Source organism: Rheinheimera soli, assembly GCF_031457405.1.
Classification (GTDB): domain Bacteria; phylum Pseudomonadota; class Gammaproteobacteria; order Enterobacterales; family Alteromonadaceae; genus Pararheinheimera; species Pararheinheimera soli_A.
Genome location: NZ_JAVDWR010000018.1, coordinates 1 through 14474 on the forward strand (window position 1 = coordinate 1; position 14474 = coordinate 14474).

Annotated in this window: 12 protein-coding genes; 6 read left to right on the forward strand and 6 right to left on the reverse strand. The window is 45.8% G+C overall.

The window, feature by feature from the left end:
• Positions 1-477: 477 nt before the first annotated feature.
• Positions 478-1815, forward strand: coding sequence for a hypothetical protein (locus J2W69_RS17395; protein ID WP_310280847.1), 1338 nt, complete (start codon positions 478-480; stop codon positions 1813-1815).
• An 85-nt stretch (positions 1816-1900) separates the two neighbouring features.
• Here J2W69_RS17395 and fusA read toward each other — a convergent pair whose 3' ends face one another.
• Both fusA and J2W69_RS17405 read right to left on the reverse strand, forming a co-directional pair.
• On the reverse strand, positions 1901-4000 hold the full coding sequence (gene fusA / locus J2W69_RS17400) for an elongation factor G (protein ID WP_310280849.1): 2100 nt from the start codon (positions 3998-4000) through the stop codon (positions 1901-1903).
• 389 nt (positions 4001-4389) lie between these two features.
• The gene (locus J2W69_RS17405; RefSeq protein WP_310280851.1) at positions 4390-4575 is read right to left on the reverse strand and encodes a hypothetical protein; all 186 of its coding nucleotides are present in this window, start codon (positions 4573-4575) and stop codon (positions 4390-4392) included.
• Between the two features lie 327 nt (positions 4576-4902).
• On the opposite strand from J2W69_RS17405, the gene J2W69_RS17410 reads away from it, so the two are divergent.
• Complete coding sequence (locus J2W69_RS17410) at positions 4903-5931, forward strand: hypothetical protein (RefSeq protein WP_310280854.1); 1029 nt, start codon at positions 4903-4905, stop codon at positions 5929-5931.
• 83 nt (positions 5932-6014) lie between these two features.
• Here the strand turns inward: J2W69_RS17410 and J2W69_RS17415 are convergent, their stop codons facing one another.
• The gene (locus tag J2W69_RS17415) at positions 6015-7067 is read right to left on the reverse strand and encodes an alkene reductase (protein WP_310280856.1); all 1053 of its coding nucleotides are present in this window, start codon (positions 7065-7067) and stop codon (positions 6015-6017) included.
• 10 nt (positions 7068-7077) lie between these two features.
• The gene (locus tag J2W69_RS17420; RefSeq protein WP_310280858.1) at positions 7078-7383 is read right to left on the reverse strand and encodes an ArsR/SmtB family transcription factor; all 306 of its coding nucleotides are present in this window, start codon (positions 7381-7383) and stop codon (positions 7078-7080) included.
• A 136-nt stretch (positions 7384-7519) separates the two neighbouring features.
• Here J2W69_RS17420 and J2W69_RS17425 point away from each other — a divergent pair, with 136 nt between their 5' ends.
• The 3 genes from J2W69_RS17425 (at position 7520) to J2W69_RS17435 (ending at position 9770) form a co-directional block, all read left to right on the forward strand.
• Positions 7520-7993, forward strand: coding sequence for a hypothetical protein (locus J2W69_RS17425; RefSeq protein ID WP_310280860.1), 474 nt, complete (start codon positions 7520-7522; stop codon positions 7991-7993).
• Positions 7994-8154: 161 nt separating this feature from the next.
• The gene (locus J2W69_RS17430) at positions 8155-8637 is read left to right on the forward strand and encodes a fasciclin domain-containing protein (RefSeq protein WP_310280862.1); all 483 of its coding nucleotides are present in this window, start codon (positions 8155-8157) and stop codon (positions 8635-8637) included.
• A 143-nt stretch (positions 8638-8780) separates the two neighbouring features.
• Entirely contained in the window at positions 8781-9770 is a 990-nt protein-coding gene (locus tag J2W69_RS17435) for a DUF481 domain-containing protein (protein WP_310280864.1), read from the forward strand.
• Positions 9771-9809: 39 nt separating this feature from the next.
• Here the strand turns inward: J2W69_RS17435 and J2W69_RS17440 are convergent, their stop codons facing one another.
• Both J2W69_RS17440 and J2W69_RS17445 read right to left on the reverse strand, forming a co-directional pair.
• The gene (locus tag J2W69_RS17440; protein ID WP_310280867.1) at positions 9810-11618 is read right to left on the reverse strand and encodes a S8 family serine peptidase; all 1809 of its coding nucleotides are present in this window, start codon (positions 11616-11618) and stop codon (positions 9810-9812) included.
• Between the two features lie 287 nt (positions 11619-11905).
• Positions 11906-12892, reverse strand: coding sequence for an LLM class flavin-dependent oxidoreductase (locus J2W69_RS17445; RefSeq protein ID WP_310280869.1), 987 nt, complete (start codon positions 12890-12892; stop codon positions 11906-11908).
• Between the two features lie 232 nt (positions 12893-13124).
• On the opposite strand from J2W69_RS17445, the gene J2W69_RS17450 reads away from it, so the two are divergent.
• On the forward strand, positions 13125-14405 hold the full coding sequence (locus J2W69_RS17450; RefSeq protein WP_310280871.1) for an MgtC/SapB family protein: 1281 nt from the start codon (positions 13125-13127) through the stop codon (positions 14403-14405).
• The last annotated feature ends 69 nt before the right edge of the window (positions 14406-14474 follow it).

Consider the following 14474-nt stretch of genomic DNA (forward strand, 5'->3'; position numbering starts at 1 on the left):
GACTGGAAACCGGCGATGAATCAGTTCATCATCATGTACGGTGATCGTGTATCACTATGATAAACAGCCACTTACACAGAAAATTTTACATACTCTACAAAGCCACGCAACTATAGTGCTTTGATCAGACTGACACCTGAAAACATCGAAACCATTACCATGTTTTATGTTCGTCAGGGCATGGATCTGAGCCACTGCGATATTTTAATCACTGCAACATTAGCTAACACCACAAGTTTTACCCTGCCAGTGATAGTGAACCAGATGCTGAGGCATATTGACTGCCCACTCAGCTTTTCAGTACGGACTTAAAAGTCCGGCACAAACAAGTCACAGCTTGCTTATTGCTGTAGCCAACAATTAACGTCACAAAACCTTACAGTTTAATCCGCTGATTTAAGGTTTTTGTTTTGCAGATGGTTTTCCAATTGTGGTGCAATAAACTCATTGATTCTGACTGAAAGCGGTAAGATCCATATGGTTAAGCCCAGCGTTTTTATAGCTATTGCTCTTTACACATCAGCTCTGGCAGCTAGTCAGGTATCAAGCCTGATTGAAAAGAAAGCGCAAGGGCAATGGCAGGTGACCTACAGCACAGCTTCACCAGTGCAGCGTATGGTGTTCAAACGCAATCCTGATGGCTCAAGGGCAAAACACTGGGTCGCACAGTCAGAACTATATAAAATTAGTTACCAGGACGGTGTAGAAGCTGTGGTCAGGCTTGATGGTCAGCCTTTTCGCGAAGTTAGTTTTGACCTTCCTGCGGTTTATACCCCTTTACCTAAAGAATATGCTGCTTTTTCTCCTTTTTCAGATGGGGGCATGCTGCTGCACTCGGGACGCTTTTTTGCTTGTGCAGAGCACTGCCAGCCAGAATTGAATAGCTGGACTTTGACGCTAAAAGCGCCTGTTGGTGAGAATATTATTGTTGGCGGCAAGCTGTATCAAAATGAAGTAACCTGGCAGGAGCGGGACAGTGGTTCAAAGCTGTATCTGGGCAAAGCAAGCCCTTTAGCCGGGCCTGATTTTATCAGCCTGATTGACTCTGAGTTGCCCTTAATATTGCAGCAGCAAATCAACAGCCAGTTACCGCAATTGATGGCTTATTTCACCTCACAGATGGGCGCTCTGAACTTCAGACCTGCACTTTTTGCTTCTTTCAGCACAACAGCAGATGGCAGTTATGGTCATCAGGGCGGCACTTTACCAGGCCAAATTTTTATGCATTGGTATGGGGACAAGGCAATAGAAAAACTGCAACCAGATGCCGTCTTCTGGTTTTTTGCCCATGAAGTGGCGCATTTGTATCAGCGAGAAGCCAGCGCTATTGAACCTAGTCAGGATGCCTGGGTACATGAAGGTGCAGCAGAGTATCTCTCTGGTCTGGCAACAACAGAAGTGCAGCAGAATAAGCAGATGTTGCAGCAAAAACTGACGGATGCCGGGCAACATTGTGTGGCAGGACTAGAAAACCAGCGGCATTATACCAAAGCGGCGGCAGCCAATACTCAGCTACATTACAGCTGTGGTTTGTTGTTAAACCATGCCATCGATCAGCAGCTGCGGCAGGTGGATCCAGAGATGACCTTCTTCAGATTATGGTCGTTATTTAATGCCCAGGTGCAAGCAGGGCAAACCGCACAAGCTGCCACTTATCTGACTGTGCTCAAAGCTTATGTTTCAGCAGAGTTCTGGCAGCAGCTTCACTTATTCAGCAGCCAGGAAGATTTTGATGCACTAACCTTGATGCAGCAGCTACGGGTGGCTTATCAGCTTTCATTGGTAAAACCCAGCATCCAGGAAGGACAGCTTTAGCTGGTCCCGGAGGGATTTTTTACAAAGATGTAAAAAAAGCCCCGCGGTTTTCACCAGCGGGGCTTTTTGTTGCTTTAGCGGCTAATTAGTTCTTAGCAGCGGCAGCTTTCTTTTCTTTCTCTTTTGCAATTACAGCATCAGCCACGTTTTGTGGACATGGAGCGTAGTGAGAGAATTCCATAGAGAACTGACCACGACCAGAAGTCATAGTACGCAGTGTAGAGATGTAACCGAACATCTCAGACAGTGGTACGTCACCTTTGATACGTACGCCAGTTACGCCAGCTTCCTGACCAGAGATCATGCCACGACGACGGTTTAAGTCACCTATTACATCACCTACGTGATCTTCAGGAGTGAAGACGTCAACTTTCATTATTGGCTCAAGCAGTTGCGCGCCAGCTTTAGGAATAGACTGACGGAATGCACCTTTAGCTGCGATTTCGAACGCGATGGCTGAAGAGTCAACTGCGTGGAAAGCACCGTCGAATACTTCAACTTCAACGTCTAATACCGGGAAGCCTGCTAAAGTACCAGTGCTCATCATTGAAGCAAAACCTTTCTCGATGGCTGGCATGAATTCTTTTGGAACGCTACCACCAACAGTAGAAGAGATGAACTTGAAGCCTGAAGCCTGTGCGCCCGGACGAATGCGGTAATCGATTTTACCGTATTGACCTGAACCACCAGATTGTTTCTTGTGCGTGTAGCTATCTTCAATTTCACGAGTGATAGTTTCGCGGTAAGCAACCTGTGGCTGACCTACAACTAATTCAACACCGTAAGTACGTTTTAAGATGTCTACTTTGATATCTAAGTGCAGTTCACCCATACCTTTCAGAATGGTTTCGCCTGAATCAACATCAGTCTCTACGCGGAAAGTTGGATCTTCTGACACCATCTTACCGATGGCGATACTCATTTTCTCAACAGAACCTTTGTCTTTTGGTGTTACAGAGATAGAGATTACCGGCTCTGGGAAAATCATAGGTTCTAAAGTACATTCGTGTTTTGGATCACACAGGGTGTGACCAGTTTGCGTGTTGTTCTTCAGACCCACTAAAGCGATGATGTCACCGGCCTGAGCAGTGGTCAGGTCAGTACGGTCGTTCGCGTTCATCTCAACCATACGGCCGATACGCTCGGTTTTACCTGTGAAAGAGTTCAGTAAGGTATCACCCTTGTTCAGAACACCAGAGTAAATCCGGATAAAGGTCAGGGCGCCGAAACGGTCGTCCATGATTTTGAATGCTAAGGCGCGGAATGGCTCGTCAGCAGATACGATAGCGTATTGGCCATTTGGAGCACCTTCTTCGTCAGTCAGTGGCTGTGGGTTTACTTCAGTTGGAGATGGTAAGTAATCAACAACAGCATCTAACAGTAATTGCATACCTTTGTTTTTAAAGGCTGAACCACAGTAAGTTGGGAAGAATGCCAATTCACGGGTACCTTTACGGATACAAGCTTTGAGCTGTTCGATAGTCGGCTGTTCGCCTTCCATGTAAGCCATTAACAGGTCGTCATCTTGCTCAACAGCAGATTCAACTAACTGCTCACGGTACATAGCAACATCATCTGCCATATCCGCTGGGATATCCAATACTTCGTAGTTTTCTGGCTTGCCAGAATCATCCCATACGTAAGCTTTTTCAGTCAGCAGGTCAACCACACCGGTGAAAGTGTCTTCGCGGCCTATTGGTAAAGTCATGATCAGTGGCTGAGCGCCCAGTACGTTTTTAACTTGTTCTGTCACGCGGATGAAGTCAGCACCGATACGGTCTAACTTGTTTACGAAAATCAGACGAGATACTTTCGCGTCGTTGGCATAACGCCAGTTGGTTTCTGACTGAGGTTCAACACCACCAGAACCACAGAATACACCGATACCACCATCTAATACTTTCAGAGAACGGTATACTTCAACTGTGAAGTCAACGTGGCCTGGTGTATCTATTACGTTGAAGCGGTGACCTTTCCAGAAACAGGTTACAGCTGCTGACTGGATAGTAATACCACGCTCAGCTTCTTGTACCATGAAGTCTGTGGTTGATTCACCTTCGTGAACTTCACCTATCTTATGGATTTTACCGGTCAGTTTCAGGATACGCTCGGTAGTAGTGGTTTTGCCGGCATCAACGTGGGCGAAGATACCAATGTTTCTGTATAAGGATAAATCTGCTGACATAGTAATCTCTATAAACTAGGGTTTGAAAATAGTGCGGTAATATACAGGAAATTATTCCGATTTGCCCGAAAAAAAATCAGCTGTATCTATGAATTTTATGTCCGCGTTTAGCAAACTTAGCCGGACTTGGTTTCAGCCTTGTGTCTTACACTCTGACTTTACGACTCAGAAGCTTAAATGACGCAGGTTACAGCTGTATTTCTGCACTGATTTTGATCAGGAGACTGATGGGGGTGCTGTGGGGAACTCTGGCGATTTAGCAGTACAGCCGCCTATACAGCATGTGAACCCGGTAAAGGCTGGTTAACTAGCTGACTAATAAACAGTCATAACAACAAAGCCTGCATAGCAGGCATTGGTTTTACTATTTTGCTGTGCCAGCTAAAAGTTCAGACAAATTGCAATACGGCCAGGCCAACAAGGCCACTAATGGCCAAAATGCAATGCTCAATCAATTGTTCTGTTCTTTTCTCTTTTGTGATCTCTGCACCGGGGAAAAACACGTAAATCAGATTGATCAACAACAGCAGCAACAAACCCAGTCGGGCTGTAAATAACAACATATCAGTCAGCACTTATCACTCCACTACTATTTGAGGTATCTCAGGACAGGCCTTAGTTCACGGCTTAGTATACGGCGGCATTAGCCTTGCGGTTTTCAGCTTTTGCCAGCTAAGCAGTAAAACTGCACAGTTAAAAAATCGCGGTAGCATACTGATCTATGCCACGATGGGCAAGGTAGTGCCACACCTTGCTGATAGCTTTTTTCTCATGTGCTGATTGCTACTTGTCTTGTTATTGGGGCTTTGTGAAAACGAGCAGAAAAAAGAAAGTTTCCGGCTCTGGTGTAACAGAATAAGACATGCTAAAAGAAGCATAATTAAATGCAAAAGGAGTTGTAAATGAAGCGCTTAGTATTAGGTTTAGCTGTTTTATCTTTAAGCGGATGCGGCGGAGGCTCCGACGCAGATCCTGCGCCAGGTCAAGGGCAGGGACAAAGCAAACCGCTGCTGGCTGAATACCACGGCAGTTGGGGTATTGATGGACTGGCTGTTGTTATGATTTCCTCAACCAGTGTGACAACCTATATATATGACGAAACCCGCAGTTGTTATGAAGCAGATTTTTTCAATGTAACGGCCAGTAGCAGCTCATCATTGACCGCAAAAGATGTGGCAACAGGTGAGGTTTCTACCTCTTCTTTTGAACTCATTAATGGGGTGCTGCGGGTTAAAGAAGGCAAAGAGAGCCTGGACTTACCAGCAATTGACTATTTTTTGCCATCACCAGGCTGCCCCAACGTTCACGGGATCCAGACAATCACAGCTGATATTACTCTGGATACTCTGCCTCCTTATGTCACGATAAACCGCAGTGCGCAATCCAGTGGCTATGTCGAATACTCTTATGGCATTAGCTTTGATACCAATAAGAACTCAAAGCTGGATGCAGGGGATGTGCAACTGATGTTGCATCACTTTAAATCTGGTGGTGCAGAAAACATACAACTCCCTTTAAGTGATATAAAAGCCAGTGTCTGGAATTATGTCCCGGAAAATGGCAGTACCCGTGTTCTTGTTACAAGCAGCTCATTGGAATCTTTAACCTTAGGTGTGGAGCTTCAAGGTTCTATGCTGAGATTTACTGCTGACACGAGGCAGCATGCATCTTTGATGCATATAGCAGCGGATACTCCAATATTTGTCAGCACTTACCTGAATTATCCTTCGCCTGAACCTGAAATTCTGGAAGGATTCGCTGATGGGCCATGGAATTGGTCCAGCGCTGAGCATCAGGATATTTTTCCCGAGCAGGGCATGGCTATACCAAATAACTACCCACAGCATTTAATGACAGACGCCTCTGGAGATTTGACCAAAGGTCAGTCGAAATGGGTTGATATTCAGTCGGTAAAACTCAGTTTTAATTAAGAAAAGGATAAGCCTGCTCAGCCTGTCAGGCAGGCTTATCTCCCGCTTAATGTTGGATATTGTCGTGATCTGGGCGTATCAAATTAGGCCAAGGTTGGATAATCGGTATAGCCTGCAGGGCCTTTACCGTAAAACAGCTCTTTGCGTGGCTCGTTTAACGGGGCATCCAGCTCTAAGCGTTGTGGTAAATCCGGGTTGGCAATAAAAGGAATACCAAAGGCTACTGCGTCGGCTTTACCTTCGGCCAGCCACTGATTCGCTTCTGCTTTGCTGAATTTTTCATTGGCAATCACAGCTCCACCAAAGAGTTGTTTGATCAGCGGCGTGATGCTGTCGTCAGCTGCATGTTCGCGGGTAGAGATAAAAGCTATACCTCTTTTACCCAGTTCAGTGGCGACATAACCAAAAGTGGCGGTGCGATTGGAATCACCCATATCGTGAGCATCCATCCGGGGGGCTAAATGCATGGCGACTCTGTCTTTGCCCCAGACGTCAATACAAGCATCTGTTACTTCCAGCATCAAGCGGGCACGGTTTTCTAACGAACCACCATACTCATCGTTACGCAGGTTGGTGCTGTCCTGTAAAAACTGGTCGAGTAAATAACCATTAGCACCATGTATATGTACACCATCAAAACCAGCAGCTTTGGCGTTGATAGCGCCCTGACGATAGGCTTGTACTACATCTTTAATTTCAGCCAGAGTTAAAGCCCGTGGTTCGTCATAATCTTTCAGCGGACGTACCAGACTGACATGGCCGGCCGGTCGCACAGCACTTGGCGCTACAGGTTGTGCACCATTTAAATACGATGGATCGGATATACGGCCTACATGCCACAGCTGCAGGAAAATACGGCTACCCGCTTTGTGTACCGCGTCAGTGATCAGTTTCCAGCCTTGCACTTGGGCATCAGACCAAATGCCTGGTGTATCAGGGTAACCCACACCCATAGGTGTGACTGATGTGGCTTCGGATAAAATTAAACCTGCGCCGCTGCGCTGAGCGTAATACTCAGCCATCATGGCATTGGGCACCCGGCCTTCGTCGGCGCGACAGCGGGTTAAAGGCGCCATCACAATACGGTTTTTCAAAGTTAAATCACCTACAGTGATTGCATCAAATAAAGTTGGCATCTGTAATTCCTTAAAGTTGATCAGTTAACCGCGTCAGAAATTGTTGAATAACCTCTTCATTACGCGAGAAAAAATTCCATTGGCCTACTTTTTTGCTGCTGATAAAACCAGCTCGTTGCAAAGTAGCCAGATGGGCTGAGACTGTGGATTGAGACAAGCCTGTTTTCTGGTCAATTTTACCGGCGCAGACCCCAAAACTCAGCGGGTGCTCTTGATCAGCAAAATAGACTTCAGGTTGTTTCAGCCAGTTTAAAATGTCCCGCCGCACAGGGTGGGACAGGGCTTTGATCATCTCGTCGAGTTCTGCAGAGCTCATCGTTTAATCCATATGCTTATATCGCGATGTTGCGAACTGTATATCGTGAGCTTTCGATATGCAATCTTTATTTTGTTCCAGTCGGTACATTTGTCTGCTGCTATGCTCAGAGAGAGCGGATTAATCAGGACTTTTTATGAATGGTTTTTTGTCATCACTGGAACTCAGGTGCAGCAAAAATGCGCTTTATGTGTGTTTTAAAGGTATTCACGAAGACTATCTGACGGCCCGCTATGCCGAAGCTTTGGAGCAGTTTTGCCAAACTATGCAAGGCAAGCCGTGGGCCCGTATTGTGGATTTACGCCATTGGTCTGTTACTGCAGCCCAGAGTCAGCAGTTGATGGTGCATTTGCTGCAACAGGATTTAAAACGAGGTTTGACTCTGGAATATGTGCTTTGGCCTGCTGATGTCATAGGTCGCTGGCAAATTGAGCAAACCTTAAAAAGTTTAAATGCTGAAAATACCTTTGAAGTTTTTCATCCAACAGATGATGAGGATGAAGCTTTAGCTGCGCTGGAAACGAATGGATTTTCAATTGACTTCGGTGCTGTAACACGGCATGAGTCACGCTGCTGGCAACTTACGCAAACACAAAAAGACAAAAGCTGAACCAAAAAGCAGGGGCTTAAATAAACTGTCTGGTTTTTAAAACGTATTACGGCGTTTGTCAGCTTAAGTTTTTAAAAAATAGAGAAATATACTTCTGATCCTTTTGAACATCTGTGTCGTTTGTTACTGCGGGTTTTATGTTCAACTAAAAGGAAATCAGAATGAAATTTCGCTCATTATTGAATGTAACCGTTCTTTCAGCAGCTTTAGTCGTTTCTGCTGCAACTTATGCTTCAGCCAGGGCTGATATTGTCGATACTGCAGTTGCTGCAGGCAGTTTCAATACACTGGTGACTGCAGTCAAAGCTGCGGATTTGGTTGATACCTTAAAAGGTACTGGCCCTTTTACTGTGTTTGCGCCAAACGACGCCGCTTTTGCCAAAGTGCCGGCAGCAGATTTAGAGGCCTTGCTTAAAGACAAAGCCGCATTGGCTAATGTGCTGACCTATCATGTGGTGGCAGGCAAAGTGCTGGCTGCTGATGTGGTGAAGTTAACCTCAGCAACCACAGTACAAGGCCAGGATTTGAAAATTGCAGTCAAAGAGGCTGTGGTTTATGTGAACGGCGCTAAAGTTATTAGCACTGACATTGAAACCAGTAATGGTGTTATTCATGTGATTGATGCTGTTGTCTTACCGCAATAACCAGTGTTCGCAAACTGATTGAAAAGGAGCCTTGTGTTCCTTTTTCTTTGTCTCTTTTTGCTGGAGGCAGCTGCATAGACAAATCCACTGCTGTTAAACTCACAGCATTCAAGTTTGCTTTGGTCTTCACAAGGAAGATAGCTGTGGTGAAAACGCTGCTTTTTGTGGTTTTGTTGTGGTGTGTATGCAGTGAAGCGTCCACAGGGCAGGCTGCTGTGATCTGGATGAAAAATGGTGACAGATTAACTGGCACTATCACCCAGCAGGACAAAAAGATTGTATTTCTGAACTTGCCTTATTCAGGACAAGTACAATTGCTCACAACTCAGATTGACCGTATCGAACAGCCAACACTGACTGCCGTTGACGTGAAGCCTGTTGCTGTCCCCTCAGAAACTCCAGTGGTAAAAAACCAGCCAGTCAGGCAGTCCAGTGTAGATTTAACTGCGGGCAAAAAGCGCAGTAGCAACAGCACGGATAACTTGGGGTTTAAAACCGCATTTGAGCAACGAGATGATAATTTGCGACTGACCTTTGATGGAAAGTACGATTACGAAACCAGCAATTCGCTGAAGAAAACCCACAAATACCTGTTGAATCCCGGCGCCGACTATTTTTTTCAACCTCAGCTGTTTTGGCGTAATAAACTGGATTATGCTCAGAATTTTATTACCTCAGAATACAAAAATATCGATTTAAGCTCAGGCTTGGGTTACAGCTTTTACGACACGGCTGAGCTTAGGGTAGAGCTGATAGCTCTGGCTGGTGTTAAGCGTACTTATTTTAAAGAAACCGCTGGCCTCGAGCTTTTTATTGGGGACAGGCAAAGTCTGGATTTTCGTCATATTCAGCTGGAATGGGACCTGCGTTATTTATGGCCTGGCAGCAGTTTTGAGCTTTTTAACGAAGGCAGTTATTTAAAGCCAGTGAATCAACCCGTGAGTTTTATCCAATTTAAACAGGATGTGAATTTGAGTGCTGGCCTGAGTTATTACCTGACGGAACGTATTCGTTTGTCATTTTCTGTGGATTTTGACTGGTCAAAAATTGACGTGGTTTTGCTGCAAGATTTGGTGATTTCTGCCGACAGTCGCGATTTACATCAAAAACTCAGCATAGGAGCTAAGTTCTGAAAAAGGGGCTGAGTTTTGACTCAGCCCCAATCCAGTGATTTAAAGATTAATAGAAGTGCTGGCACTGCACTTCGTTGTGCTTGCAGCTTCACAAACTTTATAGCTGTAGCTACCACGGTTTAACGGGCCGTCGCGGTGTGCGCCGTCGTTCGCTGTGGTCAATACTTTAACATTGTTGCGGTACAGGTCTACTGAACTGGTAGTAGCGCTTGCCCAGGTCAGATCAACATAGCTCTTACCTTTGACTTTTACTGAGTTTAAACTCAGGCTGATACCCGGAGTTGGAGTACCACCACCAGCACAACCATTGGTTGTCAGATACTGATGCGCTGCAGCAGCCTGAACAATACCGTAACCAAAGTATACGTCTTTACCTGTAGCGCCAGCGTCTTTTGCAGTCGCTTTTAACGCATTACGGATCTGAGTACCGGTACAGCTTGGGTGATTTGACCACACCAGAGCTGCGACACCAGCTACAGCCGGAGTTGCCATTGAAGTACCGCTCATCAGGCCGTAATCGCTGGTGCCAATGTGGATAGAAGCGGTAGTAGCTGCCAGTAGTGCCGTTCTGTCTTCAAAAGCGGCACCTACTGCTGGGATAGATGTGGTGTTGGCCGAACCTTCACCTAAAGTACCGTACAACATGCCCGCTGTGTTGTTGATCAGTACAGCACCTACACCACCTGAGTTTTGACAGTTTTTTACTTTATCGTGGAAAGAGATCACACCACGGTCAATCATACAGATTTTACCGGCTGCACCTGAATTCACACTCTGAGCTGTTCCCATGAAAAAAGTGGCTGCGCTGGCAGAGCCCGGGTTTTCCATTGCAGAAGTTGCATAGGCTGTACCGTTGGCGCTTAAGGTAGCGCTGGTTGCCATATCGGCAGGGTAAGTTGATAAAGTATCAACACCACCAGCTGTGGCTTCCACACAGAAAGTTTCATTAGTTTGACCATTCAGGGTACAGCTTGGGAATTGAGAGAAGTCAGCAATGTTGTTGTTATTGTCGTTAGCGCCGATCATCATCACTGACGGATAACCTGCTGGGTACGACCGTACGTTATTGCCGTCGTTACCAGCTGCAGCTAAAACCAAACCACCGCCATCAGTAAAGGTTTTAAAGGCGTTGGATTCAGTGGTGTTCGAACCACCACCACCTAAGCTCATGCTGATAATATTTGAACCAGCGTTTTTACATTTTTGTGCTGCAAAAGCCAGATCAGAAGAGTAACCCCAGCCTGACGCGTTAAATACTTTGATGATATGCATGGCTACACCAGGTGCCATACCTATTACACCAATGCCGTTGTCAGCTGCACCTATAGTTCCTGCAACGTGAGTGCCGTGTGGGCCACCGTTGACATTCCAGTTGCCAGTGCCTGAGTCGTTGTCACCTGTGATACTACCCCAGTTAAAGTCCGGGTTAGACTGATCTAAACCTGAGTCAATCACACAAACTTTCATGCCTGCACCAGGGTTAAATTGCACCTGGTTGGCCTGAGACTGGTACACAGCATAAGGCGTGATTTGTTGCTGCATTGGATTACCAGCGTCGTCGTTAAACAGCGCCATAGGTTTACGAACTAAGTCTTCTTCAATCAGTTTGATATGAGGATTCTTTAAAATACCTTTGATATCGTCCACTGATCTGCCATGAAATTGAGCTGCGATAAATCCATCCGCATCTACTTTTACTTCACCACCCAGCTGCTTTGTTAACGCAGTGATAATACCTTTGTTAGCATTGTCGACCTGAATGATCACTCGATCTGCTGCAGCTGCACTTCCACAACCTAAGGCTAATAAAGTTGCTACTGCAAGTGGATTTAACTTATTGATTTTCATTTAGTTGTTCCCGTTGTTTTTTTATTATGTTCTCCACTGCGGTTGAGCATCTATTGTGCTTTGGTCGCAGTTATATGGAGTCTTGTCGCATTCGTGCTGTATATCAGCATCTCCTAAATGCCATTTTTTTGTAGATAAAATCAACTGGATTATTAAATTTTGTTTTCAATTGTAATTAAATGTAAGCGGTAGCACGTATAGTTTTTTGTACGAAAAACAGCTGCAGCCCCTTAAATAGGTAAAAGACTAAGCGATCTGAAAAATGTAGAAAAAGGTTATAAAAAGGATTAATCAGCAATAAGCTCAGCCGCAATCCGAAAACTGGTTTGCCGTGCTTTGGGGTCGTGCATCATGCTGGTGAGCATCAGCTCGTCGGGACGGGTTTGTTCAATAAAATCCAGCAAACCTTTTTTCACTTCAGCCGGATTGCCTATCACTGAACAGGCCAGAGCTTTTTCAACATAAGCTTTTTCATGCGCTTGCCAGATCTGGTTCATATCGTCGACTGGCGCTGGTAATAAACCCGGCACACCTCTTACTAAGTTCACAAACTGCTGTTGTGGTGAGGTAAACAGATACCGGGCTTCTGCTGTAGTTTCTGCGGCAAATAGATTCAGCGCCAGCATCAGATAAGGTTTATCCAGTTGAGCCGAAGCTTTAAATTCTTTGCGGTATAAAGCGGCAGCCTGAAACATCATGGCCGGAGCAAAATGGGAGGCAAAAGCAAAAGGTAAACCCAAATGAGCGGCCAGTTGAGCTCCGTATAAACTCGAACCTAAAATCCATAAAGGCACTTGCAGGTTTTGCCCTGGCACCGCCTGCACCAGTTGATCTGCTTTTACCGGGCCAAAATACTGCTGCAGTTCGAGGATATCAGTTGGGAATTGATCTTCTGTTTCCATGCGGTTACGCCGCAATGCCCGGGCGGTTTGCTGATCGCTGCCTGGTGCCCGGCCTACACCTAAATCGATGCGGTCCGGATACAAAGTAGCCAAAGTGCCAAACTGTTCTGCAATGACTAAAGGTGAATGATTGGGCAGCATAATGCCACCAGCCCCTAAGCGAATGCGTGAAGTCGCGGCAGCTAAGTGGCTGATCAACAAAGACGTCGCAGCACTGGCGATGCCCGGCATATTGTGATGTTCAGCCAGCCAATACCGCTTGTAACCCAAAGTGTCTGCCAGTTGCGCTAAGGCTTTGCTATTGGCAAAGCTGTCGCTAATAGTGCTGCCCGAAGAAACAGGGGCTAAATCTAAAATAGAAAAAGGGATCATCAGTACTCCGCAAGGCTTTAATTATCTGCATTCAATACCGTTTGGTATGGAACTAATGCAGCAATGGGTGCTTTGGGTTGCGGATTCAAGTGGTGTGCTGTATTTGGTCAGGTTTTACCGCCCAAGGCTTTATTTTTTGCGGTGAAGTGCTGCAAACAGGCTTAGGGTTGTGACAGATCAACGAACAACACAAAAATTCAGCTATGCTGGGATCAAATACCTAAGAATATGAATGATGGCTGGATTTGACCTCACGCTGGCGCAGAACTTTTTGATTGCGCTGCTTATTGGTGCCTTGGTTGGCATTGAACGGGAAAAGCATAAAAACAACAATCACCCCGGTTCTTTTGCCGGAGTCCGTACTTACATTTTATTTGCTCAGTTGGGGGCTGTCAGTGCCTGGTTGTCTGTGTTTTTACAAACACCTTGGTTGTTTATCGCGGCTTTGTCGGCTGTCTCTGTGACAGTACTCTGTGCTTATTATCTGGAGAATAAAGCCAAAGCTGCGGCTTTGGGATTAACCAGCGAGTTGTCCGCTATTACCGTCTGTTTATTGGGTGGCGCTGTCATTTTTGGTTTTGCTGAAATAGCTGTATCTCTGGCTATTTTCACTTCCGCTATTCTGGCATTTCGGGAGCCTTTGCATGGCTTGATCAGCAAAATTGGTGCTGATGATCTGTATGCAGGCCTGAAATTGCTGATTGCCAGCTTTATTGTATTGCCCTTGTTGCCGAATGAAGCAATAGACCCCTGGCAGGTGCTCAACCCTTATAAACTCTGGTTACTGGTGATTTTAATCTCTGCTTTGTCTTTAGTGGGTTACATAGCAGTACGTTCTTTAGGTTCAGTCAAAGGCACCATGATCACAGCTCTGACTGGTGGGCTGGTGTCATCCACAGCTATGACCTTAAGTTTTGCCCGGAGCAGTCAAACCGAAAATGACAGTGGAGCAGCTAACCGGCTGGCAGCTGGCATTTTAGTGTCCTGGCTGGTGATGTTTGGTCGGGTGATACTGATTGTGACTGCTATATCTGTGCCTTTAATGCAGCAACTGTTATGGCCTTTAGTGGGATTGGTTTTAGTCACCGCAGTATTGGCAATGGCTTTTTTTCTGGCCAGTCACAGACTGCAATCAGCCTCTGTTGCTACTGTTGTGCCTGTGAAAAACCCTTTTAGTTTATGGTCGGCTATCCAGTTTGCTTTGTTATTTGCGTTGGTATTGTTGCTGGTCAAACTGGCGGAGCATTATGCGCCAGGTCAGGGCTTGTATTGGCTGGCCGCTCTGGCGGGTTTAACCGATGTGGATGCTATTAGTTTATCTCTTGCCGATTATGCCAGTCGTAGTGAGTCTGTTCAACTGGCCGCTACTGCTATTGGCATCGCCATCTTAAGTAATTCTTTGGTGAAAACAGCCATGGTGTGGGTGGCTGGCGCTCAACATCTGGCGCTGCGTATCTCCGCAGCCATGCTGGTGCTGGGGTTGGCAGGGCTTGTGTTGTTTAGTGTTGTTTGAGTGCGCTGCATGAAGTTGTCGGTAAAGCTGGCTAGATTTTTATTGCTATAGATGTTTTGAGTGCTTTGG

Excerpts from the sequence above, each read along its gene's own strand:
- J2W69_RS17395 (WP_310280847.1), top strand. The coding sequence starts at position 478 with ATGGTTAAGCCCAGCGTTTTTATAGCTATTGCTCTTTACACATCAGCT.
- fusA (WP_310280849.1), bottom strand. The coding sequence starts at position 4,000 with ATGTCAGCAGATTTATCCTTATACAGAAACATTGGTATCTTCGCCCAC.
- J2W69_RS17410 (WP_310280854.1), top strand. The coding sequence starts at position 4,903 with ATGAAGCGCTTAGTATTAGGTTTAGCTGTTTTATCTTTAAGCGGATGC.
- J2W69_RS17415 (WP_310280856.1), bottom strand. The coding sequence starts at position 7,067 with ATGCCAACTTTATTTGATGCAATCACTGTAGGTGATTTAACTTTGAAA.
- J2W69_RS17420 (WP_310280858.1), bottom strand. The coding sequence starts at position 7,383 with ATGAGCTCTGCAGAACTCGACGAGATGATCAAAGCCCTGTCCCACCCT.
- J2W69_RS17425 (WP_310280860.1), top strand. The coding sequence starts at position 7,520 with ATGAATGGTTTTTTGTCATCACTGGAACTCAGGTGCAGCAAAAATGCG.
- J2W69_RS17430 (WP_310280862.1), top strand. The coding sequence starts at position 8,155 with ATGAAATTTCGCTCATTATTGAATGTAACCGTTCTTTCAGCAGCTTTA.
- J2W69_RS17440 (WP_310280867.1), bottom strand. The coding sequence starts at position 11,618 with ATGAAAATCAATAAGTTAAATCCACTTGCAGTAGCAACTTTATTAGCC.
- J2W69_RS17445 (WP_310280869.1), bottom strand. The coding sequence starts at position 12,892 with ATGATCCCTTTTTCTATTTTAGATTTAGCCCCTGTTTCTTCGGGCAGC.
- J2W69_RS17450 (WP_310280871.1), top strand. The coding sequence starts at position 13,125 with ATGATGGCTGGATTTGACCTCACGCTGGCGCAGAACTTTTTGATTGCG.